General features: G+C 68.9%; 21 protein-coding genes. 9 read left to right on the top strand and 12 right to left on the bottom strand.

All coding sequences use genetic code 11. The annotated features are described in order from the left end of the window. The 3 genes from WYM_RS20690 to WYM_RS20685 all read right to left on the bottom strand — a co-directional run. Positions 1-899, bottom strand: an 899-nt coding sequence (locus WYM_RS20690) for a TerC family protein (protein ID WP_019182061.1), incomplete at its 3' end; no start/stop codon positions are given. Between the two features lie 69 nt (positions 900-968). Further along, complete coding sequence (locus WYM_RS17050; protein WP_026059898.1) at positions 969-1,949, bottom strand: SRPBCC family protein; 981 nt, start codon at positions 1,947-1,949, stop codon at positions 969-971. Between the two features lie 2 nt (positions 1,950-1,951). Continuing rightward, positions 1,952-2,338, bottom strand: coding sequence for a helix-turn-helix domain-containing protein (locus WYM_RS20685; protein WP_019182059.1), 387 nt, complete (start codon positions 2,336-2,338; stop codon positions 1,952-1,954). A 111-nt stretch (positions 2,339-2,449) separates the two neighbouring features. Between WYM_RS20685 and purL the strand changes: the two genes are divergently transcribed. The 5 genes from purL to WYM_RS17020 all read left to right on the top strand — a co-directional run bounded on the left by purL (position 2,450) and on the right by WYM_RS17020 (position 7,215). Further along, complete coding sequence (gene purL, locus WYM_RS20680; protein WP_019182058.1) at positions 2,450-4,783, top strand: phosphoribosylformylglycinamidine synthase subunit PurL; 2,334 nt, start codon at positions 2,450-2,452, stop codon at positions 4,781-4,783. Positions 4,784-4,792: 9 nt separating this feature from the next. Beyond that, the gene (locus WYM_RS22035) at positions 4,793-4,930 is read left to right on the top strand and encodes a hypothetical protein (protein ID WP_019182057.1); all 138 of its coding nucleotides are present in this window, start codon (positions 4,793-4,795) and stop codon (positions 4,928-4,930) included. 65 nt (positions 4,931-4,995) lie between these two features. After that, on the top strand, positions 4,996-5,175 hold the full coding sequence (locus tag WYM_RS17030) for a hypothetical protein (protein ID WP_019182056.1): 180 nt from the start codon (positions 4,996-4,998) through the stop codon (positions 5,173-5,175). 164 nt (positions 5,176-5,339) lie between these two features. Continuing rightward, positions 5,340-6,176, top strand: a complete 837-nt coding sequence (locus tag WYM_RS20675; RefSeq protein WP_019182055.1) for a hypothetical protein — start codon at positions 5,340-5,342, stop codon at positions 6,174-6,176. Positions 6,177-6,240: 64 nt separating this feature from the next. Beyond that, positions 6,241-7,215, top strand: coding sequence for a hypothetical protein (locus tag WYM_RS17020; protein WP_019182054.1), 975 nt, complete (start codon positions 6,241-6,243; stop codon positions 7,213-7,215). A 42-nt stretch (positions 7,216-7,257) separates the two neighbouring features. Here WYM_RS17020 and WYM_RS17015 read toward each other — a convergent pair whose 3' ends face one another. The 3 genes from WYM_RS17015 to WYM_RS17005 form a co-directional block, all read right to left on the bottom strand. Next, a complete protein-coding gene (locus WYM_RS17015) occupies positions 7,258-8,169 on the bottom strand; it encodes a glycine betaine ABC transporter substrate-binding protein (RefSeq protein WP_019182053.1) in 912 nt (303 codons plus the stop codon). 157 nt (positions 8,170-8,326) lie between these two features. Next, positions 8,327-9,268: an ABC transporter permease gene (locus WYM_RS17010; protein WP_019182052.1), complete on the bottom strand. Its 942-nt coding sequence runs from the start codon at positions 9,266-9,268 to the stop codon at positions 8,327-8,329. Next, positions 9,268-10,551: a quaternary amine ABC transporter ATP-binding protein gene (locus WYM_RS17005; protein ID WP_051008166.1), complete on the bottom strand. Its 1,284-nt coding sequence runs from the start codon at positions 10,549-10,551 to the stop codon at positions 9,268-9,270. The genes WYM_RS17010 and WYM_RS17005 overlap by 1 nt, the downstream gene beginning before the upstream one ends. Positions 10,552-10,976: 425 nt before the next feature. On the opposite strand from WYM_RS17005, the gene WYM_RS17000 reads away from it, so the two are divergent. From WYM_RS17000 to WYM_RS16990, 3 genes are read left to right on the top strand one after another with little or no spacing between them, the layout of a single operon-like run. Then, a complete protein-coding gene (locus tag WYM_RS17000; RefSeq protein ID WP_026059897.1) occupies positions 10,977-11,345 on the top strand; it encodes a GntR family transcriptional regulator in 369 nt (122 codons plus the stop codon). 13 nt (positions 11,346-11,358) lie between these two features. Then, complete coding sequence (locus WYM_RS16995) at positions 11,359-12,279, top strand: ABC transporter ATP-binding protein (protein WP_019182049.1); 921 nt, start codon at positions 11,359-11,361, stop codon at positions 12,277-12,279. Next, positions 12,276-12,971, top strand: a complete 696-nt coding sequence (locus WYM_RS16990; RefSeq protein ID WP_019182048.1) for a hypothetical protein — start codon at positions 12,276-12,278, stop codon at positions 12,969-12,971. Before WYM_RS16995 ends, WYM_RS16990 begins: the two co-directional genes overlap by 4 nt. A 110-nt stretch (positions 12,972-13,081) precedes the next feature. Here the strand turns inward: WYM_RS16990 and WYM_RS16985 are convergent, their stop codons facing one another. Continuing rightward, positions 13,082-14,173 (bottom strand): ATP-binding protein, encoded by a 1,092-nt coding sequence (locus WYM_RS16985; protein WP_019182047.1) that lies wholly within the window; start codon positions 14,171-14,173, stop codon positions 13,082-13,084. Positions 14,174-14,245: 72 nt separating this feature from the next. Further along, positions 14,246-14,539: a chorismate mutase gene (locus WYM_RS16980; protein WP_026059896.1), complete on the bottom strand. Its 294-nt coding sequence runs from the start codon at positions 14,537-14,539 to the stop codon at positions 14,246-14,248. Positions 14,540-14,585: 46 nt separating this feature from the next. Here WYM_RS16980 and WYM_RS16975 point away from each other — a divergent pair, with 46 nt between their 5' ends. Next, entirely contained in the window at positions 14,586-15,794 is a 1,209-nt protein-coding gene (locus tag WYM_RS16975) for an AI-2E family transporter (protein ID WP_040569474.1), read from the top strand. Here the strand turns inward: WYM_RS16975 and WYM_RS16970 are convergent. From WYM_RS16970 to WYM_RS16955, 4 genes are all read right to left on the bottom strand, one after another. Further along, entirely contained in the window at positions 15,791-17,005 is a 1,215-nt protein-coding gene (locus WYM_RS16970) for a lactonase family protein (RefSeq protein WP_026059895.1), read from the bottom strand. The two genes, WYM_RS16975 and WYM_RS16970, sit on opposite strands and share 4 nt — an antisense overlap. Continuing rightward, complete coding sequence (locus WYM_RS16965) at positions 17,005-18,291, bottom strand: adenylosuccinate synthase (protein ID WP_019182043.1); 1,287 nt, start codon at positions 18,289-18,291, stop codon at positions 17,005-17,007. The genes WYM_RS16970 and WYM_RS16965 overlap by 1 nt, the downstream gene beginning before the upstream one ends. Positions 18,292-18,417: 126 nt before the next feature. Beyond that, the gene (locus WYM_RS16960; protein WP_019182042.1) at positions 18,418-19,557 is read right to left on the bottom strand and encodes a glutathione-independent formaldehyde dehydrogenase; all 1,140 of its coding nucleotides are present in this window, start codon (positions 19,555-19,557) and stop codon (positions 18,418-18,420) included. Between the two features lie 120 nt (positions 19,558-19,677). Continuing rightward, positions 19,678-20,460: a hypothetical protein gene (locus tag WYM_RS16955; protein ID WP_157525324.1), complete on the bottom strand. Its 783-nt coding sequence runs from the start codon at positions 20,458-20,460 to the stop codon at positions 19,678-19,680. Positions 20,461-20,576: the final 116 nt, after the last annotated feature.

Genomic DNA, 20,576 nt, shown 5'->3' with positions numbered 1-20,576 from the left:
CCGAGGCCCTGGCGCTCGCCGCCGGGCGCGGGGTCGCCGTCGCCGGCGACGGGCCGGTTCGACAGGCCCACCGAGCCGTGCCTCGGGTCGGTCGACAGCGCCGCGTGCACGGCGACCGACTCGTCCACGTCGGGGTACTGCGGGCGCAGCTGGACCGCGTGCTGCTCCTTCTGTGCGCGCTTGGCCTTGCGGGCCGAGTACACGAGGTTGAGCGCCTCGACGAAGATCGCGAAGGCCATCGGGCCGTAGATGAACGCCTTGTCGATGTGGAAGCCGAAGCCCTCGGCGACGAGGAACGCGCCGATCAGCAGCAGGAACGACAGCGCCAGCATCTTCACCGTGGGGTGCTTGTTGACGAACGAGAAGATGAAGCGGGCGGCGAAGAGCATGATGCCGAACGACAGCACCACCACGGTGATGATCACGACCAGGTTCTCGGTCATGCCGACGGCGGTGATGACGGAGTCGAGCGAGAAGACGATGTCGAGCGCGAGGATCTGCGCGAGCACCGAGCCGAAGGTCACCGCCTTGCGGCCGGCGCCGCCGTGCCCCTCTTCGGCGCCCTCGAGCTTGTGGTGGATCTCGGTCACGGCCTTGTAGACGAGGAACAGTCCACCCGCGATGAGGATGAGGTCCTTCCACGAGAAGCCGATCCCGAAGAGGACGAAGATCTCCTCCTTCAGCGTGATGATCCAGCCGGCGAAGAGCACCAGGATGACGCGGATCACCATCGCGAGGGTCAGCCCGAGGTTGCGCGCCTTCGCCTGCTGCTCCTTGGGGAGCTTGGACGCGAGGATCGAGATGAAGATGACGTTGTCGACGCCGAGAACCACCTCGAGCACGAACAGCGTCACGAAGACGGCGATCAGGTCGGGCGTGAAGGCGAAGGAGAAGTCCACGCGTCAACAATACGGACGAGAATCCGGATGCCTCGTTTCGAGGCATCCGGATCTTCACCGTCGTGCGGTTCAGGCTGCGACGAGCGTGCGCTCCAGGCGTGCGTAGCTGGCTTCCATGCCTTCGGTCATGCCGGTGGCGAGGACGATGTCGCGCGTCTCCTTGTCGGGGTACTCGATGAGGACGGTGATGAGCGTGACGCCGTCCTCCTCCTCGAGGCTGAGGTCGTTGAGCGTCGACGGGTAGTCGGTGCCCGTCATGTGCTCCGTCGTGACCGAGCGGCGGGGCGCCTCGATCAGGAGCGTCTCGCCGTCGAATCCGAAGGGCTCGCCCTCGGTATCGCCGACCGGCTCCCACTGGTACTGGTAGCGGCCGCCGACCGTGGCGTCGACGTCGCACACCGACATCGTCCAGCCGTCGGGCCCGAGCATCCACTGCCGCAGCAGCTCCGGCTCGTGGTGGGCCCGCCACACGAGGTCGATGGGTCCTTCGATGAGCCGTGTGATGCGCACGTGGGTGTCGTCGAGGATCTCGGTCTGCGTGCCCTTGCCGGCGGCGTAGGCGCGCAGGCCCTCCAGCACGCGGTCGACCTGGTTGATCGCCATCGTCGAGCCCTCGACCATTCCCATCGCCACGACCTGCTCGAGCGCCTCGGCGGAGGTGAAGGTCGTGACGCTCTCGAGTCGCGACCCGGAATCCGTGGGCGCGAAGGTGAGCGTCATGCGCGAGGTCGGCATGTCTTCGCGCACGTCGCCGTTCTCGTCGGCGAACGAGTCGAGGACCGTCAGCGAACGCGGTCCATCGATCTCGAGGAACTCCCACCTCGCGTAGAACTTCTCACCCTTCGGGCTGGTCATCAGGTAACCGGCCCGGCCGCCGACCACCGGGTCGAACGAGGTGAAGGTGGCCGGGTATCCGGGCGGGCCCCAGAAGCGCTCGAGCTGGCGGGGGTCGGTGAAGACCTCCCACAGGCGCTCGACCGGGGCCGGGAACTCGGCCTTCAGCGTCAGGGTGAGGGCTTCGGCGTCGGTGGTGACATCGGTGACGGGCATCGTCATTCTCCTTGCGTGGATGTGGGATCGGATTCTGTCGGGGGTCGGGGGCCCGCTCCGGGGCCTTCCGGCTCGGCGAGGATGGCGTCGAGGCGGTCGATGCGGGAACGCCACAGCTCCTCGTAGCGGGCCAGCAGCGCGCGAGCCCGGGCGATCATGGCCGGGTCCGCTCGGACGAGGCGTTCGCGCCCTTCGGCGCGCTTGATGATGAGGCCGGCCGCCTCGAGGACGGCGACGTGCTTCTGCACCGCGGCGAACGACATGTCGTAGTCGCCGGCGAGGGCAGACACCGAGAGCTCGCCCTCGATCGTGCGCCGGAGGATGTCGCGCCGCGTCGCCGCCCCGAGTGCGTGGAACACGCGGTCGATCTCTTCATCACTGAGTTCCATTCGTACAACCATTTGGTTGTACGTTAGACCCGCCGCCCCGGGATGTCAACACCTTCCTCCCCGGTAGGATTGTCGGCGTCCGGCATCCCCCGTTCTCTGGAGCTCAGCCGCGTGACCACCCCCTCTCAGACTGCTCAGGCCGACACCGTCGACAACGCCGCCGCCACTCCCGAGAAGGAGCAGCCGTTCGCGGCGCTCGGCCTCAAGCCCGACGAGTACGAGCGCATCCGCGAGATCCTCGGCCGCCGCCCCACCTCGGGCGAGCTGGCGATGTACTCGGTGATGTGGTCGGAGCACTGCTCCTACAAGTCCTCGAAGATCTACCTGCGCCAGTTCGGCCAGAAGGTCTCGGACGAGATGAAGACCCGGCTGATGGTGGGCATGGGCCAGAACGCCGGTGTCGTCGACATCGGCGAGGGCTGGGCCGTCACCTTCAAGGTCGAGTCGCACAATCACCCCAGCTACATCGAGCCGTTCCAGGGCGCCGCGACCGGCGTCGGCGGCATCGTGCGCGACATCATCTCGATGGGCGCGCGCCCGGTCGCGATCATGGATCAGCTGCGCTTCGGTGCGATCGACAATCCCGACACCGCGCGCGTGGTCCACGGCGTCGTGAGCGGCATCTCGTTCTACGGCAACTGCCTGGGCCTGCCGAACATCGGCGGCGAGACCGTCTTCGACGCCGTGTACCAGGGCAACCCGCTCGTCAATGCGCTCGCGGTCGGCGTCCTGCGCCACGAAGACCTCAAGCTCGCGAATGCCTCGGGCGCCGGCAACAAGGTCGTGCTCTTCGGAGCGCGCACCGGCGGCGACGGCATCGGCGGGGCCTCGATCCTCGCGTCCGACACGTTCGCCGACGGCGGCCCGACCAAGCGCCCCGCTGTGCAGGTCGGCGACCCGTTCGCCGAGAAGGTGCTCATCGAGTGCTGCCTCGAGCTCTACAAGGCCGAGCTCGTCGAGGCGATCCAGGACCTCGGCGCCGCCGGCATCTCGTGTGCAACCAGCGAGCTCGCGGCGAACGGCGGATCGGGCATGCGCGTCGACCTCGAGAAGGTGCTGCTGCGCGACCCCACGCTCACGCCGGAAGAGATCCTGATGAGCGAGAGCCAGGAGCGCATGATGGCGATCGTGGCTCCCGAGAAGCTCGATGCCTTCCTGGCGGTCGTCGAAAAGTGGGATGTCGAGACGAGTGTCCTCGGCGAGGTCACCGGCGACGGGCGCCTCCAGATCTTCTGGCACGGCGAGCAGATCGTCGACGTCGACCCCTCCACGGTCGCCGTGGACGGGCCGGTCTACGAGCGCCCGGTGGCCTATCCCACGTGGATCGACGCGCTGCGCGAGGACTCGGCATCCGCTCTTCCCCGCGATCTCGACGCCGACGTGCTGCGCCGTCAGTTCATGCAGCTGGTCGCGAGCCCGAACCTCGCCGACACGTCGTGGGTGACCAACCAGTACGACTACTACGTGCTGGGCAACACGGCGCTGTCGTTCCCCGACGACGCCGGCATGGTCCGCGTCGACGAGCACTCGGGTCTCGGCTTCGCCATCGCGACGGACTGCAACAGCCGCTACTGCCAGCTCGACCCGTATCAGGGCGCGAAGCTCGCCCTCGCCGAGGCGTACCGCAACGTCGCCGTCACCGGCGCCGAGCCCACCGCGGTGACCGACTGCCTGAACTTCGGCTCCCCTGAGAACCCCGAGGTCATGTGGCAGTTCTCGCAGGCCGTCGAGGGACTCTCGGACGGATGCCTCGAGCTCGGCGTTCCCGTCACCGGCGGCAACGTCTCGTTCTACAACCAGACCGGCGACCAGCCGATCTTCCCGACCCCGGTGGTGGGCGTGCTCGGCATCATCGACGACGTGGCCCGCCGCATCCCGTCGGGGTGGCAGGACGCCGGCGAGAACATCTATCTGCTCGGCGTCACGGCGACCGAGCTGTCGGGCTCGCAGTGGGCCGGCACGATCCACGGCCACCTCGGCGGACGCCCGCCGGCGGTCGACCTGGCGAACGAGAAGAAGCTCGCCGAGCTGCTGCACGCGGCCGGCCAGCAGGCGCTCGTCTCGTCGGCGCACGACCTGTCGTCGGGCGGCCTGGCCCAGGCACTGGCCGAGGCGGTCATGCGCTTCGGCGTCGGCGCCCGCGTCTGGCTCAACGAGATCATGGAGCGGGACGGGGTGGATGCCGCGACCGCGCTGTTCTCGGAGTCCACGGGTCGCGTGCTGGTCTCGGTGCCCCGCGAGGACGACGTGAAGTTCCGGGGCCTGTGCGAGGGACGCGGCTACCCGGTGCTGCGCATCGGCGTGACCGATGCCGCCGCAGACGGCGACGAGCCCGCCCTGGAGGTGCAGGACCTCTTCACCCTGCCGCTCGCCGAGCTCCGCGACCTCTCGACCTCGACGCTGCCCGCCGCCTTCGGCGCGACGGTGTCGGAGCCCTCGGCCTAGGATCGACTCATGGCGGCCGACGACGAAGAATACAGCGGTTTCAACGACACACGGCAGCGCCGGGTCAAGATCACCGCGTGGGTGACGATCGTCGCCCTCATCCTGGTCGGCGGCGGCGCCACCGTCTTCGCCCTCCTCTTCGGCTGAGAAGCCCGCCGGGCAGGCTTCCCCGCGAGACTCTCGTGCCTGTAGGTTCGGGCCAGGAGGACCTCATGGCCCCGAAGCAGCAGTCCCTGTGGACGCGGATCAAGAACTTCATCTCGCCGCCGCGCGAGAGCTACGACTCGCGTCAGGCGCGTCCGGGAGGCCCCGGCGCCGATCCCGGCAACCCGGTCTACGAGGCGACGGACCGCCGCCGCTCCGGCGGCACGATGGAGATCGGCCCGTACTGAGGCTTGACGTTGTCAGACTTCGCAGAATCACGCCGGCTTCGCAGCATCCGCCCGCGATCCTACGATTCTCGCGCGATTCTGCGCAGTCTGTGCGTGCAGCGGGAGGCGGAAGCCTCCAGCACACTCCCGGCCACGGCGTCGGCACGCGCGGATAGCATGTCAGGGTGGAGACGATCCTCGTCATCATGGCGAGCTGGTGGTGGGTCGCTCCGGCGGCCGCCGGCGTCGGAGCGATGTCGTACGCCGGGTTGACCGCCCGCGGACGCCGCGCTCGGCGTCTCGAGCTCGATGCTGCCCGTCACGAGGAGCGCACCGCATATCGGGCCCTGCAATCGGCTCAAGCCGATCTGCGCGCGGCCAAGGCGGAGGTCCTGGTCGCCAAGACACGACGCGACCCCTCGGGGGTGCGGGCCTATGACGACGCGCGCCGCCGGCTCGCCGACATCAAACTCGCCGAGCGCTCCGCCGCGCTGAAGCTGCGGGCGACGCGCGGCCGGCTCAAGGCGAGCGTCGTCCGCTACCGCACGACGACACGCGGCGCACCGCTGCCGATCGAGGAGCTGGTGGCTCGCCACGACGCCGTCACGGCCAAGTGGCTGGAGTACGAGACGGATGCCGGCAAGGCGCTGTCGTTCCCGCAGATGCTGGACCCGCAGCATCCGCCTACGCTCGCCTTCCTGCGCGCCCAGCGCGAAGCGCAGACCCTGCGCGCCGAGGCGACTCAGGACAAGGTGACACCGGCGACCTTCCTCGCCTACCGCGACGCAGTGCAGGCTGCCGAGGCCGCCTTCGCGGCCGCCGAGGCCGACGCGCACGGGATCGCGCGCGAGAGCGTGCCGAGCCTGTCGTGGGACGCGCTGCCGACACCGCTCACGACGTGGCTTCCCCGCGCGGCCGACGCGATCGGCGAGGCGGCGCGGGTCGTCGCCGATGTGCGCGACGCCGTCGCCAAGCGCCAGGGCGGCACCGGGCCGCGGACCGACGAGCCGCCGCGCGGCTGAACCGCGATCCGATCCGCAGCCACCTCCCGGCGCGGTGGCGGAGTCTGGCCGTTACCATGACAGGGTGCAGCCCATCCTGGACTTCCTCGGGAACTACTGGTGGCTCGCCTTCCCGCTCTTCGGCGTGCTGGCGTCCGCCGGGAGCGCCTGGGAGCGAGGTGCTCGCCGTCGCCACAAGCGACGGCTGGAGGTCCTGCACGCGAAGGCCGAGCTCAAGGCGGCGCAGGCCGCGGCCCGCGGCAAGCCCGTGGCAGCGGCATCCCTTCCGCCCGTGACCGGAGAGACGATCACACAGAGCGTGAACGACGCCGTGTCCGCCGGCATGGGCGGCCTCGGCTCCGCCGCCCGCGAGACGCAGACGACGCAGCTCGAGCGCCTGTTCGCGACGCACGACTCGGTCACCGCGCGTTGGCTCGAGTACGAGCTCGATGTGGCGAAGATGATCGCGTTCCCGGCGATGAGCGACGGACGTCAGCCCCTGACCGCGGCGTACCTGCGGGCCAAGCGCATCGCCGACGGCCTGCGGCCGGCATCGGCCAAGGCACGGCTGACGAGCGAGGAGCTCGCCGAGTACCGCAACGCCGTCGCCGACTTCGAGGTCGCGTTCGACGTCGCCGAGCGCGATGCGCGACGCCTGCGCGACTCGAGCTTCACCGAGGTCGAGCGCAAGCGACTCGACACCGCGAAGCAGCTGCTGACGGTCGCCATCGACGAGGCGGCGACCCCGGCGGAGCGACAGCTCGCCTACCGGCGCGTGCGCGAGGAGCTGGACGGGCTCATCTCGATCTCGGACGAGGCGATCGAGGTGCTTGAGAAGAAGGTCATGCTCGAGATCGCGCCCCTCGCATCGCAGACCGCGCCGGCAGAACCCGCGTCCGGCGGGGCCGCGCCGGCGGAGCCGGAGCCCGAGCCGATTCCGGTGAAGCGCCCGAGCACGATCCCGCCGCCGAAGACTCCGCCGTGGCCGGTGCCCTCGCGGGGAACCGGAGACGCCCCGGGGCGCGTCGTGCATCCCAAGCCGCACCACCCCGGCCGCTGAGCGAGCGTTTCGTGCCGGCTCGCCCAGCCACCGGGGACGGGCTCAGGAGGTCAGGCCCTCGACCCACTCCCGGTTGTCGGCGATCCACTGCGCCACGACCTCGTCGTAGTCATCGCCGTCGTACTCGTTGAACATGGCGTCCTCGAGCGAGTACAGCAGGTCGCTGGGCATCTCGAAGTTCGAGATCCACTCGTTCACCTCGGGGAACTCGTCGCCGAAGTCCTTCGACGACACCGAGTGGATGCCCTCGGCTTCGCCGAGCAGACCCTGCGGGTCCTCGAGGTCCTTCACGGGGAATGCGTTGTACGCCCAGTGCGGACGCCACAGCGTCACGGCGATGTTCTCGCCGGCGCCGGTGGCCGACTGCAGCTCGGCGAGCATGGCGGGGGTGGAGGCCTCGATCAGGGTCATGCCGTCGAGGCCGTAGCCGGGAACGACCTCGTCGCCGGTGATGCGCATGAGACCCGAGCCGGGCTCGATGCCGACGATCTCGTTGCCGAACATGTCGGCGTTCGCGGCGAGCTCCTCGAGCGAGTCGATCGGGGCGTCCTCGTTCACCGCGATGGTGAGCTTCGCCTCGTCGTTCCACGCTCCGAGGTCGACGACCTCGTCGCCGTACTCGTCCATGTAGTCGGCGTGCGTGGTGGGCAGCCAGGTGTCGAGGACGAGGTCGAAGTCGCCCTCTGCCAGACCGGCGTACACCGGCGCCACGTCGGCGTACGTCAGCTCGACGTCGTAGCCCTGCTCCTCGAGGATGACCTCCCACAGGTGCGACGCGGCGATGCCCTCATCCCAGCCGTTGAAGACGGCGATCTCGATCGCGCGATCGGCACCGCCCTCGTTCGAGGTGCTGTCACCGGCATCACCGGCGCCGCCGGCGCATCCGGTGAGTGCCAGCGCGCTCGCGCCGAACAGCGCGATCCCGGTCGCGAGGTGCTTTCTCTTGGTCATCATGTGTGACGTCCTCTCCATCCGCGTGCTGTGCGCGGATCGGTCGTTGTCAGGCGCGCGTGTCTCGCACACCTCCGACGGGCTGATGAACCCGTCTGGTCTTCAAGGGCTTCAGGTGCCGCGGCCGGATCGCCGCGCCGCCTGTCAGCCGAGCGCGTTGTCAGCCGAGCGCGGTGGGCTGCCGGCGCGGGCTCGCGGCCTCGCGCTCGACCTCGTCGACAGCGTCGGCGGCGCCTGACCCTCCGGCGGTCAACCGCGCGGCGCCGCGGCGGCGGACGCGCGGAGCAGCGAGCGCAGACGTGAGGCGATCGAGGATCATGGCGATGATCACGACCGACACCCCCGCTTCGAAGCCCAGTCCGACGTCGATGCGCCCGATCGCCCGCACGATCTCGCCACCCAGGCCGCCCGCGCCCACCATGCCGGCGATGACCACCATCGACAGGCTGAGCATGATCACCTGATTGACGCCGGCCATGATGCTGGGCATCGCGAGCGGCAGCTGGATCTGGCGGAGGATGCGGCCTGGGGTTGCACCGAAGGCGTGCCCCGCCTCGACGATCTCTCTGTCCACGCCGCGGATGCCGAGCTCGGTGAGCCGCACACCCGGGGCGAGCGCGAACATGATCGTCGCGATCATTCCCGGCACAGCGCCGACGCCGAAGAAGATGATCGCAGGGATGAGGTACACGAACGCCGGCATGGTCTGAAGGAAGTCCAGAGCGGGGCGCACCGCACGGGAGACGTGCTCGTTGCGTGCCGCCCAGATCCCGACGGGGATGCTGATGGCTATGGCGATCGCCGATGCCACGAGTACGAGCGCGAGGGTGTCCATCGCGTTCTCCCACTGCCCGATCGAGACGATCAGGAGCAGACCGAGCACCGTGCCGAGGGCGAGCTTGACGCCCTTCACCGCGAAGGCCAGCACGGCGAAGATCGCGATGATCACCCAGAAGGAGGGTGTGCGCAGCGTCCACTCGAGGCCGTCGTAGACGACCGAGAGGATGGTGGCGATGCCGTCGAACAGCCATCCGAGTCCATCGCTGAGGAAGTCGACGAACGCGTCGACCCAGTCTCCGAGGGGAATGCGGAAGTCTCCCATCACACTCCTCCTTCCGTCGCCGAGACGACGTGCGGCGTCGTCACCGGCGAGTCGGTGATCTCTTCGAGGGTCTGCGTCAGCTCGGCGGCGGGCACCGTCGCCGGCGCCTCGATCACGGGGTTCTCTCGAGTGACGGTGGGAACGTTGCCCAGCGCCGCGAGGAGCGTCACGCGCGGGATCGCGCCCACGAGCCGGCCGCTGTCGTCGACCACGGGCACCGGCACCGGGCTCTCCACGGAACGCTCGACGACATCGGTCAGCGGGTCGTCGCGGTGCACGACCGGCTGCGAGCGCCGCACGATAGAACGCAGATCGGTGCGTCCGTCCTTGACGGCGCGGATCACGGCGCGGTCGGTGACGGTCCCGACGAAACGGCGGTTCTCGATCACCGAGACGGCGCCGACCTGCTGGTCCCGCATGACCCGCAGCGCGCCGCGCACGCCGGCGCTGACCGGAGTGGTGGCGACCGGCGGTGCCATGACCGAGCCTGCCGTCAGCACGCGGGCACGGTCGACGTCCTGCACGAACTGCGCGACGTAGTCGTTCGCCGGGTCGGTGAGGATCTCTTCGGGCGTGCCGTTCTGCACGATGCGGCCGTCGCGCATGACCGCGATGCGATCGCCGAGGAACATCGCCTCGTTGAGGTCGTGCGTGATGAAGACGATGGTGCGGCCGAGCTCGCGCTGCAGCTCCACGAGCTGCTCCTGCATCTCGCGTCGGATGAGCGGGTCGAGCGCCGAGAACGCCTCGTCCATGAGCAGGATGTCGGATCCCGCGGTGAGCGCCCTCGCGAGGCCGACACGCTGGCGCATCCCGCCCGAGAGCTCATCGGGCATCGCGTCGGCGCGGTCGCCGAGTCCGACCTTCTCGAGGATCTCGCGCGCTCGCGTCCGCCGCTCCTCGCGGCCCACCCCTTGGATCTCGAGGGCGTACGCCGCGTTGTCGAGCACGGTCAGGTGCGGCAGCAGCGCGAAGTGCTGGAAGACCATCGAGATCGAACGGCGCCGGATGCCGCGCAGAGCCTTCGCCGAGGCGTTCGTCACGCTCTGCCCCTGGACGAGGACCTCTCCCGCGGTGGGCGGGAGCAGTCCGTTGAGCATGCGGATGACGGTGGACTTGCCTGATCCGGAGAGCCCCATGATCACGAAGATCTCGCCGGGCTGCACCGTGAAGCTGGCATCGATCACCGCAGCCGTGCCGGCGTCGGCGACCTCGGCGCGCGTGCTGCCGGAGCGCAGTCGCTCGACGGCGGCCTTCGGCTGGCGCCCGAAGACTTTGAACATGTTCTTCGCCTCGACGGCAGGCGTCGCGGGGACGTTCGGTGTGGACACTGTGCACCTCGGCAGCCCGGTGCAGGGGCTGCAGCGGTCACGCCCGGGTGGCGGCCACACAGGCTCACCCGGAGGGAGCACCACGGCGGCGGATGTCGGATCCGCGCAAAGGCCGCCGACCGTACGCTCACCGGCGCAGCATCCCCATGATGCCGGCGGGAGCGCGGACTGGTCGGGATGGCCCGCATTCGGGCCTGATCCAACGTTTCATGCCCCCGCATGGAGTCGCAAATTCGACAGGCGAGCGGGGACGGGGTTAGCGCGCACGCGCGTGATAACACGCAGCCGCAAGTCGGCCCCTCGCTCATCTGTTGACATCGTCTTCGCTTATGTGGTTAGTTACTCAAGTAGGTAACCAAATGACCAGAGCGGACGATGTGATCGAAGAAGGCCGGGCACTGTTCCTCCAGATCGCCGAGAGCGTGGAGGACGCGATCATCGAGGGATCTCTCGCCGAAGAGGCGCAGGCGCCGTCGACCAACGAGCTCGCCGGCTTCTATCGCATCAATCCCGCCACGGCTGCGAAGGGGATCGCGATGCTGACAGACAAGGGCGTGCTCTACAAGCGCCGAGGCATCGGCATGTTCGTCGCGCCGGGCGCCCGCGAGCTGCTGCTCGCCGAGCGTCGCACCGCTTTCGCCGACCGGTTCGTCGAACCGCTCCTCGTCGAGGCCCGCAAGCTCGGCCTCGGCCCCGAAGACCTCACCCTCCTCATCAACGACCGCGCCTCGGCGCACGCCGACTGAAACGGAAGACACAATGACACACGTGATCGAGGTGAAGAACCTCACCAAGCGATACCGCGAGACCCTCGCGGTCGACGACGTGAGCTTCACGATCGAGAAGGACACCATCTACGGACTGCTCGGGCGCAACGGCGCGGGCAAGACGACGGTGATGTCGATCCTGACCGCGCAGAACTTCGCGACGAGCGGAGAAGTGCGCGTGTTCGGCATGAACCCGTACGAGAACGCGAAGGCGCTCTCGCGCATGTGCTTCGTGCGCGAGAGCCAGAAGTACCCCGACGACGCGCTCGCGAAGCACGCCTTCGGGACGGCGCGCCTGTTCTTCCCGAACTGGGATGAAGACCTCGCGCAGCGGCTGATCGACGATTTCCAGCTTCCGATGAAGACGCGCATCAAGAAGATGTCGCGCGGTCAGCTCTCGGCGGTCGGCGTCATCATCGGCCTCGCAGCACGCGCCGAGATCACGTTCTTCGACGAGCCCTACCTGGGCCTGGACGCGGTCGCACGCCAGATCTTCTACGACCGGCTGCTCGAGGACTACACCGAGCACCCGCGAACCGTGATCCTCTCGAGCCATCTCATCGACGAGGTGTCGAACCTCATCGAGCGCGTGCTCGTCATCGACCGCGGGCACATCCTGATGGACGAGGAGACCGATGCCATCCGCGACCGGGCGGCGAACATCGTGGGCGACGCCTCGGCGGTCGAGGCGTTCGTCGCGGGCCGCCAGGTCATCCACCGCGAGAAGCTGGGGAACGTGGCCTCGGTCACCGTGCTCGGCGCGCTCTCGCTCGCCGACCGCGAGCGCCTCGCCGCTGCGGGACTCGACGTGGCCCCGGTGTCGTTGCAGCAGCTCATCGTGCGCACCACCACCGCGCACGCGGCGAACGCCGGTGAGACGGCATCCACCCTCGACGAAGGAGCACTGCGATGAATCGCACCGTCAACGTCGTACGCATGCAGCTGATCAACAAGCAGACCTTCGTCTGGGTGCCGTTGATCGTGCTCGGCTCCTCGTTCGCGATATCGATCGCGATCTACGCGATCCTGTACACCGCGGGGCTCCCCGGTCCGTTCTACGGCGGCGGCTCGCAGGCTCCGCTGTGGGTGCTGCTGTTCGTGGGGATCTCGTCGTTGACCCTCACGTTCCCGTTCTCGCAGGCGATGAGCGTGACGCGCCGCGAGTTCTTCTTCGGCACGATGCTCGCCGCAGCGATGTGCGCGGTGCTGCTGGCGGCCGTCTTCGCGATCGGTGCGGTGGTCGAGAAGGCGACGAACGGGTGGGGTATCAACGGCTACTTCTTCGCGCTCGACTGGGTCGTGTCCGGCGGCACGCTTGCCGCCGGCCTGTTCTACTTCGTCATGGCGATGCTCATCTTCATGCTCGGATTCTGGTCGGCGACGATCTACAAGCGGTTCGGTCCCATGCTGCTGTCGATCGTGTGGGCCGGCATCACCGCGATCCTCGTGATCGCGGTCTGGGCGATCACCCGCATGGAGCTGTGGGGCCAGGTCTGGACGGGGATGGTCGACGCCGGACCCCTCGGCTTCGCCTTGTGGGGCCTCGTCGTGACGGTGCTGCTCGGCGGGATCTCGTACCTGACCCTGCGGCGGGCGGTGCCGTAACGGCAGTCCCTGAGCCCGTCGAAAGGCCCGCGCCTCGGCTTCGGCGCGGATGACGGAAGCCTCGACCCCGCGACTGCGCGGGGTCGAGGCATCCGTCGTTCAGGCAGGCCTCAGCGCAGCGACACCGAGACGTCCGAGCCGCCCTCGTGCGTCAGCCGGTTGCCGACCTGGACGAGCGCAGGCAATTCGACGAAGCCGCCCGCGAACAGGGCCTGGCCCTGCGCGAAGCCTGGCGAGCGCTCCAGCAGCGAGGCGGGGACGTAGCCGAAGACGTCGGCGAGCTCGCCGAGGTCGCGCGGCGAGCTCATCCGCATGAGCGCGAGGTTGTCGCACTGCGACAGCGCGTCAGGGTGGACCTTCGAGGGCCGCTGGGTCGACAACAGTAGCCAGAGCCCGTACTTGCGGCCCTCGGCGGCGATCTGAACGATGCGCTCGGTCAGAAGCGCCTCGAGCGGAGTGGCCGGGTCGGGACGGCAGAGGTTGTGGGCCTCGTCGATCACGATGAGCCGGCCGACGCGCTCCTCGCGCGTCTCCCACAGGTGATCCAGAACAGCGAGTGCGGCGGTGCGGGACTCCGCCTGGGTCGGGAATCCGCCGAGATCCACCACGGTCGCGTCGGGGCGGTCATCGATCTCATCGGTGACGCTCCGGTGCCCCCACGCCCACAGGTTCCAGTCCGTGACGCCGAGGTTCTCGAGGCGCATCGCGAGGCGATGGCGCATGGCGTCGCCGCTGGAGCGCAGGAACTCGAGGAGGCGGCCTTGCTCGATGAGCGGCACCTCGGCCTCGACCTGGAGCAGCCCGTTGTACTCGTCGGCGTCGTGCACGGGATCGAGGTTCACGACCGCCGCACGCGAGCGGACGGGCATGTCGAGGAATCGGGCATGCAGCGACCGTGCCACACCTGCTCCGCCGGGACGCAGCACCCGGATGTCGCGTTGACTCAGCTGCGCCGCTTCCGCTTCGGGCGCATCGTCGCGCACCTCGCCGAGCCGGACGAAGTCGGAGTTCGGATCGAGCACCACCAGCGGCATCCGGGTATGGAGCAGGACCTGCTCGAGCAGAACGCCGAGCGCGAACGTCTTGCCCGACCCGCTCTGCCCGCACCAGAACGTGTGCCGGTTGAGCTTGTGTGCGAGGACGCGCGCCGGACGGGCGTCCTCCGATTCGAGAAGGCTTCCGATCGGCAGTTCGCGAGGCATGCCTTCAGCGTAGGGCGACGCGGGCACCGATCACGCCGTGCCGCGGTGAAGATTCCCGAGCCCGTCGAGGAGTCAGCGGCGGTCGGCGGCCTCGGTGTGGTGCCGGATGACCTCGGCGACGACGAAGTTGAACCACTTCTCGGCGAACGCCGGGTCGAGGTCGGCCTGCTCGGCGAGGCTGCGCAGACGCGCGACCTGCTGCTCCTCCCGCGCCGGATCGGAGGCCGGCATGCCGTGCTCGGCCTTGAGGTGCCCCACCTGCTTCGTGGCCTTGAACCGCTCAGCGAGCATGTACACCAGCGCGGCGTCGATGTTGTCGATGCTGCTGCGCAGCCGCGCCAGCGTCGTCGTCGGATCCTCGGTCATGAACTCCTCCTCGCCCCCGACCATACCCGGCCCTAGAGTGAACCCCATGACCGACCCCTCGCCCTCGCTCGGTGCGACAGCCACCGAGGCGACCCAGCCGCTGTCTGCCCCTCCCACGGCGGGCACGGATGCCGCCCACGCGGAGGGAACGGCGGTGCCGGATGCCGTGGCTGCGCGCTCCGGGGAGGCCCCGGCATCCCGCACCTTCTGGGCCAACCTCAATCAGCCGTTCGGCGTCGGCCTCTTCGTCACCCTCGGCGGCCTGGTCGCCGTCGCCATGGGACTGGCGTTCTGGAATCTGTCGACGATCATCATCTACATCGTCTTCGCGCTGTTCGCCGCCCTCGGGCTCGACCCGGTCGTGCAGTGGTTCGAGCGCCACAAGATCAAGCGCGCGTGGGGAATCGTGATCGTCTACACCGCCTTCGCCATCGTGCTGGCGGGCGTGCTGCTGCTCGTCGTGCCGGCGCTGGTCTCGCAGATCACCCAGTTCTTCACCGATCTGCCGCAGACCGTCGACAACTTCCAGAAGTCCGATATCTACGGGTGGCTGAGCAGCACTTTCGGCCCCCAGGTCGGCACGATCCTGCAGCAGGTCGAGACGTTCCTCACGAATCCCGCGAACATCGCCGCGATCGGCGGCGGCGTGCTCAACTTCGCCATCAACGTCGGCACGACGATCTCCGGGCTCATCATCGTGCTGGTGCTGAGCCTGTACTTCCTGGCGTCGCTGCCCACCATGAAGGTCGCCTTCAACCGGCTCGCGTCCGCCCGCAACCGCGCGAAGGCCGCCGAGCTGACCGAGCGGATCACGGATTCGATCGGGGGCTACCTGATGGGAATGGTGATCCTGGCCTTCTGCAACTCCGTCGTCGCGTTCTTCCTCCACCTCTTCCTCGGTCTGCCCTTCCCCGCCCTCATGGCCGTCGTGGCGTTCTGCATCACGCTCATCCCCCTCGTCGGCTCGGTCCTTTATTGGATGTTCGCCACGGTGATCGCGCTCTTCACCGGCTGGCTGCCCGCCCTCATCTTCGCCGTGATCTACCTCGTCTACATGCAGCTCGAGGCCTACGTTCTGACGCCGAAGGTCATGAACCGTGCGATCTCGGTCCCCGGGGCGCTCGTGGTGATCGGCGCGCTCGTCGGTGGCACGCTCCTCGGGCTGCTGGGCGCGCTCGTCGCCATTCCCGTGACGGCGTCGATCCTGCTCATCATCAAGCAGGTCTTCATCCCGAAGCAGGACGCGAAGATCTAGCCGAGCGGAAGCAGGCAGGTCGGCGTGGGCGCGTCCGTGCGGTGCCGGACACGACCGGGCACGCCGGTGCGCAGGTCGAGCGTGAGCGAGACGACCTCGTCGGACCGCTGCCCCGCCACGAGCAGGGTGTCTCGGACGACGCTGTGGTGGCGCGGCCAGTCCACGCCCGCGTCCACCAGAGCGACCGGCCCGAGGCTCTCACCCGCGCCGCGCACGCGCAGGGTCGCGACGGTGTTGCTGCCGCGCACCCCCGCGTAGAGGAACTCGCCGTCGCGCGACGGCGCCAGCTCGGCGGCAGCATCGCCGGGCAGAGTGCCGCCGAGCGGCGTGCCGCCCACCACACGCCACGTGCCATCGACCGCGGGCGCGAGGACGAAGACCTCGCACGAGAGCTCAGTGACGACATACAGGTGACCGCTGGGGTGCCACACCATGTGGCGGGGACCGCTGCCCTTCGGCAGCGCCACCTGCTGGCGCGGCCGAAGGCCGCCGGCGGCCATCGTCCACAAGCGCACGAGGTCCAGGCCCAGGTCCGTCGTAGCGATCAGCCCGCCGGGGAGGAAGACGGTCTGGTGCGCACGCGACGGGCGTGTGGACGCGGTCTCGTCGGCGACGTCGCTCAGCGGGTCGTCGATCGGCCGGTCGTGATCGGGCACGAGGTGCGCGTACTCGTCACCGGCCGCCTCCCGCAGGGCACGGGCGGCCGCCGCGAGGTCGAGTCCCCCCGCTCCCGGACGGATCGGCTCGGAGGCGGACCCGTGCGCGTCCGGGCCGTATGGATCGGTGGCCTCGTCGGCGATGACCGGCGCGGACGGACGGCCCGCGGCATCCAGCGTCATGCGCACCACGCGCCCGTCGCCCCAGCAAGCGGCGACGAGGAACGAGCCGTCGGGAGCGACTGCCACATGGCAGGTCGCCTCACCCGCCTCGACCGGTGCGCCCAGCGGCGTGAAGGTCGCCTCGCCCGTGCGGCGGAGGGCCTGGACCTCTCCTCGCTCCTCGAGCGCGGCGTAGATCACATCCCCCCGCGCCAGAGTCGAGGAGCCGGGGTGCGGTGCGAGCCACGACGGAGAGTCGGCGCGGACGACCTCGCCGGCGAACGCCAGCTGTCCGCCGGCGGATGCCTCGTCGGCCGCGCCGGCCAGCAGCATGCCTATCCCTGATGCCCGCCCGTCCATGCCGGCGGTGTACCCGCCGACGAGAAACCGCATCAGTCGACGAGGTCGTGGCGGACGATGACCGCGTCGCGGGCCGCACCCACGCCGATCACCGAGATGCGCGTGCCGCTCATCTTCTCCAGCGCCAGCACGTACTCCTGCGCCTCGACGGGAAGGTCCTCGAAGGTGCGAGCACCCGAGATGTCGGTCTTCCATCCCGGGAAGTACTCGAGGATCGGCTTGGCGTGGTGGAAGTCCGACTGGTTCACGGGGACCTCGTCGAACCGCTCGCCCTCGACGTCGTACGCGACGCAGACGGGGATGCGGTCGAGGCCGGTGAGGATGTCGAGCTTCGTCAGCACGAGGTCGGTGATGCCGTTGATGCGCGTGGCGTACCGCGTGATCGGGGCGTCGTACCAGCCCACCCGGCGCGGACGGCCAGTGGTCGTGCCGAACTCGAAGCCGCGCGAGCGGAGGAAGTCGCCGTTGTCGTCGAAGAGCTCGGTGGGGAACGGTCCCGACCCGACGCGGGTCGTGTACGCCTTCACGATGCCGATGATGCGGTCCAGGCGGTTGGGGCCGATCCCCGAACCGGTCGACGCGCCGCCGGCGGTCGCCGACGACGACGTGACGAACGGGTAGGTGCCGTGGTCGACGTCGAGCATCGTGGCCTGTCCGCCCTCGAACACCACCACGTCGCCGCGGTCGAGCGCGTCGCCGAGCAGCAACGAGGTGTCGGCGACCATCGGGCGCAGGCGCTCGGCATAGGCGAGCAGGTCCTCCACGATCTCGTCGACCGTGATCGAGCGACGATTGAAGACCTTGACCAGCAGGTGGTTCTTCTGGTCGAGGGCGCCCTCGACCTTCTGGCGGAGGATGTTCTCGTCGAAGAGATCCTGCACGCGGATGCCGACGCGGTTGATCTTGTCGGCGTACGCCGGACCGATCCCCCGACCGGTGGTGCCGATCTGACGCTTGCCGAGGAAGCGCTCGGTGACCTTGTCGAGCGTGCGGTGGTACTGCGTGATGATGTGCGCATTCGCGCTCACCCGGAGTCGCGATGTGTCGACCCCGCGAGCGTGCAGCGCCTCGAGCTCGGCGAAGAGCACCTCGAGATCGATCACGACGCCGTTGCCGATGACGGCGTTGACACCGGGCGACAGGATTCCGGAGGGCAGAAGGTGCAGCGCGTACTTCTCATCGCCGATCACGACCGTGTGACCGGCGTTGTTGCCGCCGTTGAACTTGACGACCCAGTCGGTGCGCTCACCGAGCAGGTCGGTGGCCTTGCCCTTGCCCTCGTCCCCCCACTGAACTCCGACGATCACGATGCCTGGCATGGGCTACTCCCCCGTTATCGGACGGTTACACCCCATCCTATCGGGGCAGCGGGAGAGGACCCTCCGGCTGGGGATCGCGGGGCACGATGTCGGCGGGCGGGCAGGCGCAGCCAGGGTGCCGTCGGATCACGCCGCCGGTCGCAGAAGCACCTTGGTCCAGCCGTCCTCCCGCTGGTCGAAGCGTCGGTACGCGTCGGGCGCTTCGTCCAGGGAGAGTTCGTGCGAGACGATCTTCGCGGGAGCGGCGCGACCCTGGATGATGAGATCCCGCAATTCACGGTTGTACTTCTTCACGGGACACTGGCCGGTTCCGAACTTCAGCCCCTTCTCGAAGGCTGCGCCGAAGTTGAAGGCGTAGCGGCCCTCCTTCGCCTCGTCGGTTGCGGCGTCCGGGTCCTGCGAGACGTAGACGCCCACGACGCCGATCGCGCCGGTGGCCCGCACCACCTTGACCAGGTTGTCGAGCACCATCTCGGGATGCTCCTGACCGGAGTGGTCGTGCGCCTGGTACCCGACCGCTTCGATGCCGCAATCCACCCCTTGCCCGTCGGTCGCGTCGAGGACCGTCTGCTCGACATCAGCCTGCGCGAAGTCGATGGGAATCGCCCCGAACTGTTCCGCGAGAGCGAGCCGGTCGGGTTCCTTGTCGACGACGAAGACCATCGCCGCCCTCTTGATCATGGCGCTGTGCGCCGCAAGAAGGCCTACGGGGCCGGCGCCGAACACGGCGACCGAGCTTCCCGGCCTGACGTGCGCCATCTCGGTGCCGTGATAGCCCGTCGGGAAGATGTCGGAGAGCATCGTGAAGTCGTTCTCGAAGTCGTTGCCTTCCGGCAGTTCCAGCAGGTTGAAGTCGGCCCATGGCACGCGCAGGAACTCCGCCTGACCGCCCTGGTACGGCCCCATCTTGGGATAGCCGTACCCGGCACCGGGCATGCCCGAGGGATTCGCGCGCTGGCACGCAGACGTGTAGCCCTCGTTGCAGTTGCGGCAGGTGCCGCACGCGATGTTGAAGGGCACCGAGACGCGGTCGCCCACGCGGATCCGCTCGACGCCCGCACCGACCTCGACCACGGTGCCCATGTTCTCGTGCCCGAGGATCATTCCCGATTCCATCGGGGCGCGACCGTCATAGGGATGGAGATCGGATCCGCAGATGTTCGTCGTGGTGATCCGCACGATCGCATCGAGTGGCTGCTCGATGCGCGGATCCTCGACGTCCTCCACGCTCACCTCGAACGGTCCTCGGAACACCACTGCCTTCATTGCCCGCTCCTCATCTCGTTGTTGAGGGGTCAGCTGAACAAGCGCAGAAGAGAACCTCCACGGGGTTGACATTCGCCGCGGCAGTCGGACGCGCGCGGGATGTCGGCAGGTGAAGCGCCGCTAGGAGTTGCGCTGTGGACGCAGCCGGGCGACAGCCGCGCCGACGACGAGCGCAGCGCTCACCGCGTTGACGACTCGGGTGGCGCGGGTTCGTTCGGAATTGGCGGCGCTGGTGAGGAACGCCCATCCGCTGGCAGCGGCGAGCGACGCAGAGCCGCGGCGGCCAGCGACGATGATTCCGGAGAGTACGGCCGCGGCGACGGCGAGCGAGGTGCGAGCGAGTCGTCGACCCGTGCGCGTGGTGGTCGAGAACGCGCCCCGTCGCTGGACGGCGAAGCCGTTCACAACGGAGGCGATGCTGATCCAGCCGAAGAGCAGTCCGGCGCTGTCGGCGGGGATCCGGTCACCGAGTCTTCGCAGCGGCCCGGATCGCGCACGGGCGTAGCCGATGCCGGTGAGGGCGGCCGCCGCGGGAAGGATGTAGGGCGTGTAACGGAACCGACCGCTCTGCGCGGCGACAGACCACAGGGCGGTGATGGTGTATCCGGCGGCGAGCCACCAGCCGGTTCGCCGGTTCGCCGCCGCATCCGGGTGGATCGTGTGTTGAATCGCGTTGGCAGCGGTCGCCGCGAAGATCGGCGCCCACACGACGAAGGCGTAGTCAGGTGGAGTGATCTCGGTATCGAGCTCGTCGGCTCCCTCGCTGGTGCCGGCGAGCACCGGCCCGAGGAGGGGGATCCCGATCATCGCCGCGGCACCGCCGACGACGGCAGCCGAACGCCAGCGGTCACCGACACGAGGTTCTCCGTCATCCGTGCGGCGCATCGGTGTGCGAAACGACATCGTGACCTCCTGACAGCGCGTCGTCGACGCGGTCGTACCGGCATTCTTCACCCGTACGCCCCGCCGCGCGAGGGATGATCCGGGGCTAGGCCGAGACGAGACGGGGTGTGAGGATG

Source organism: Microbacterium yannicii PS01 (assembly GCF_000304335.1).
GTDB classification, from domain to species: domain Bacteria; phylum Actinomycetota; class Actinomycetes; order Actinomycetales; family Microbacteriaceae; genus Microbacterium; species Microbacterium yannicii_A.
Note: the sequence above shows the minus strand (reverse complement) of the source record. Positions and strands in the feature narration are given on the sequence as shown.

What these genes read in the sequence shown, in the direction of transcription:
- WYM_RS16965 (WP_019182043.1), bottom strand. Translation starts at nt 18,291, where the DNA reads ATGCCAGGCATCGTGATCGTCGGAGTTCAGTGGGGGGACGAGGGCAAG.
- WYM_RS17050 (WP_026059898.1), bottom strand. Translation starts at nt 1,949, where the DNA reads ATGCCCGTCACCGATGTCACCACCGACGCCGAAGCCCTCACCCTGACG.
- WYM_RS16985 (WP_019182047.1), bottom strand. Translation starts at nt 14,173, where the DNA reads ATGCCTCGCGAACTGCCGATCGGAAGCCTTCTCGAATCGGAGGACGCC.
- WYM_RS16980 (WP_026059896.1), bottom strand. Translation starts at nt 14,539, where the DNA reads ATGACCGAGGATCCGACGACGACGCTGGCGCGGCTGCGCAGCAGCATC.
- WYM_RS17015 (WP_019182053.1), bottom strand. Translation starts at nt 8,169, where the DNA reads ATGATGACCAAGAGAAAGCACCTCGCGACCGGGATCGCGCTGTTCGGC.
- WYM_RS16990 (WP_019182048.1), top strand. Translation starts at nt 12,276, where the DNA reads ATGAATCGCACCGTCAACGTCGTACGCATGCAGCTGATCAACAAGCAG.
- WYM_RS16995 (WP_019182049.1), top strand. Translation starts at nt 11,359, where the DNA reads ATGACACACGTGATCGAGGTGAAGAACCTCACCAAGCGATACCGCGAG.
- WYM_RS17005 (WP_051008166.1), bottom strand. Translation starts at nt 10,551, where the DNA reads ATGTTCAAAGTCTTCGGGCGCCAGCCGAAGGCCGCCGTCGAGCGACTG.
- WYM_RS16975 (WP_040569474.1), top strand. Translation starts at nt 14,586, where the DNA reads ATGACCGACCCCTCGCCCTCGCTCGGTGCGACAGCCACCGAGGCGACC.
- WYM_RS16970 (WP_026059895.1), bottom strand. Translation starts at nt 17,005, where the DNA reads ATGCGGTTTCTCGTCGGCGGGTACACCGCCGGCATGGACGGGCGGGCA.
- WYM_RS17010 (WP_019182052.1), bottom strand. Translation starts at nt 9,268, where the DNA reads ATGGGAGACTTCCGCATTCCCCTCGGAGACTGGGTCGACGCGTTCGTC.
- WYM_RS20685 (WP_019182059.1), bottom strand. Translation starts at nt 2,338, where the DNA reads ATGGAACTCAGTGATGAAGAGATCGACCGCGTGTTCCACGCACTCGGG.
- WYM_RS22035 (WP_019182057.1), top strand. Translation starts at nt 4,793, where the DNA reads ATGGCGGCCGACGACGAAGAATACAGCGGTTTCAACGACACACGGCAG.
- WYM_RS16960 (WP_019182042.1), bottom strand. Translation starts at nt 19,557, where the DNA reads ATGAAGGCAGTGGTGTTCCGAGGACCGTTCGAGGTGAGCGTGGAGGAC.
- WYM_RS16955 (WP_157525324.1), bottom strand. Translation starts at nt 20,460, where the DNA reads ATGTCGTTTCGCACACCGATGCGCCGCACGGATGACGGAGAACCTCGT.
- WYM_RS17030 (WP_019182056.1), top strand. Translation starts at nt 4,996, where the DNA reads ATGGCCCCGAAGCAGCAGTCCCTGTGGACGCGGATCAAGAACTTCATC.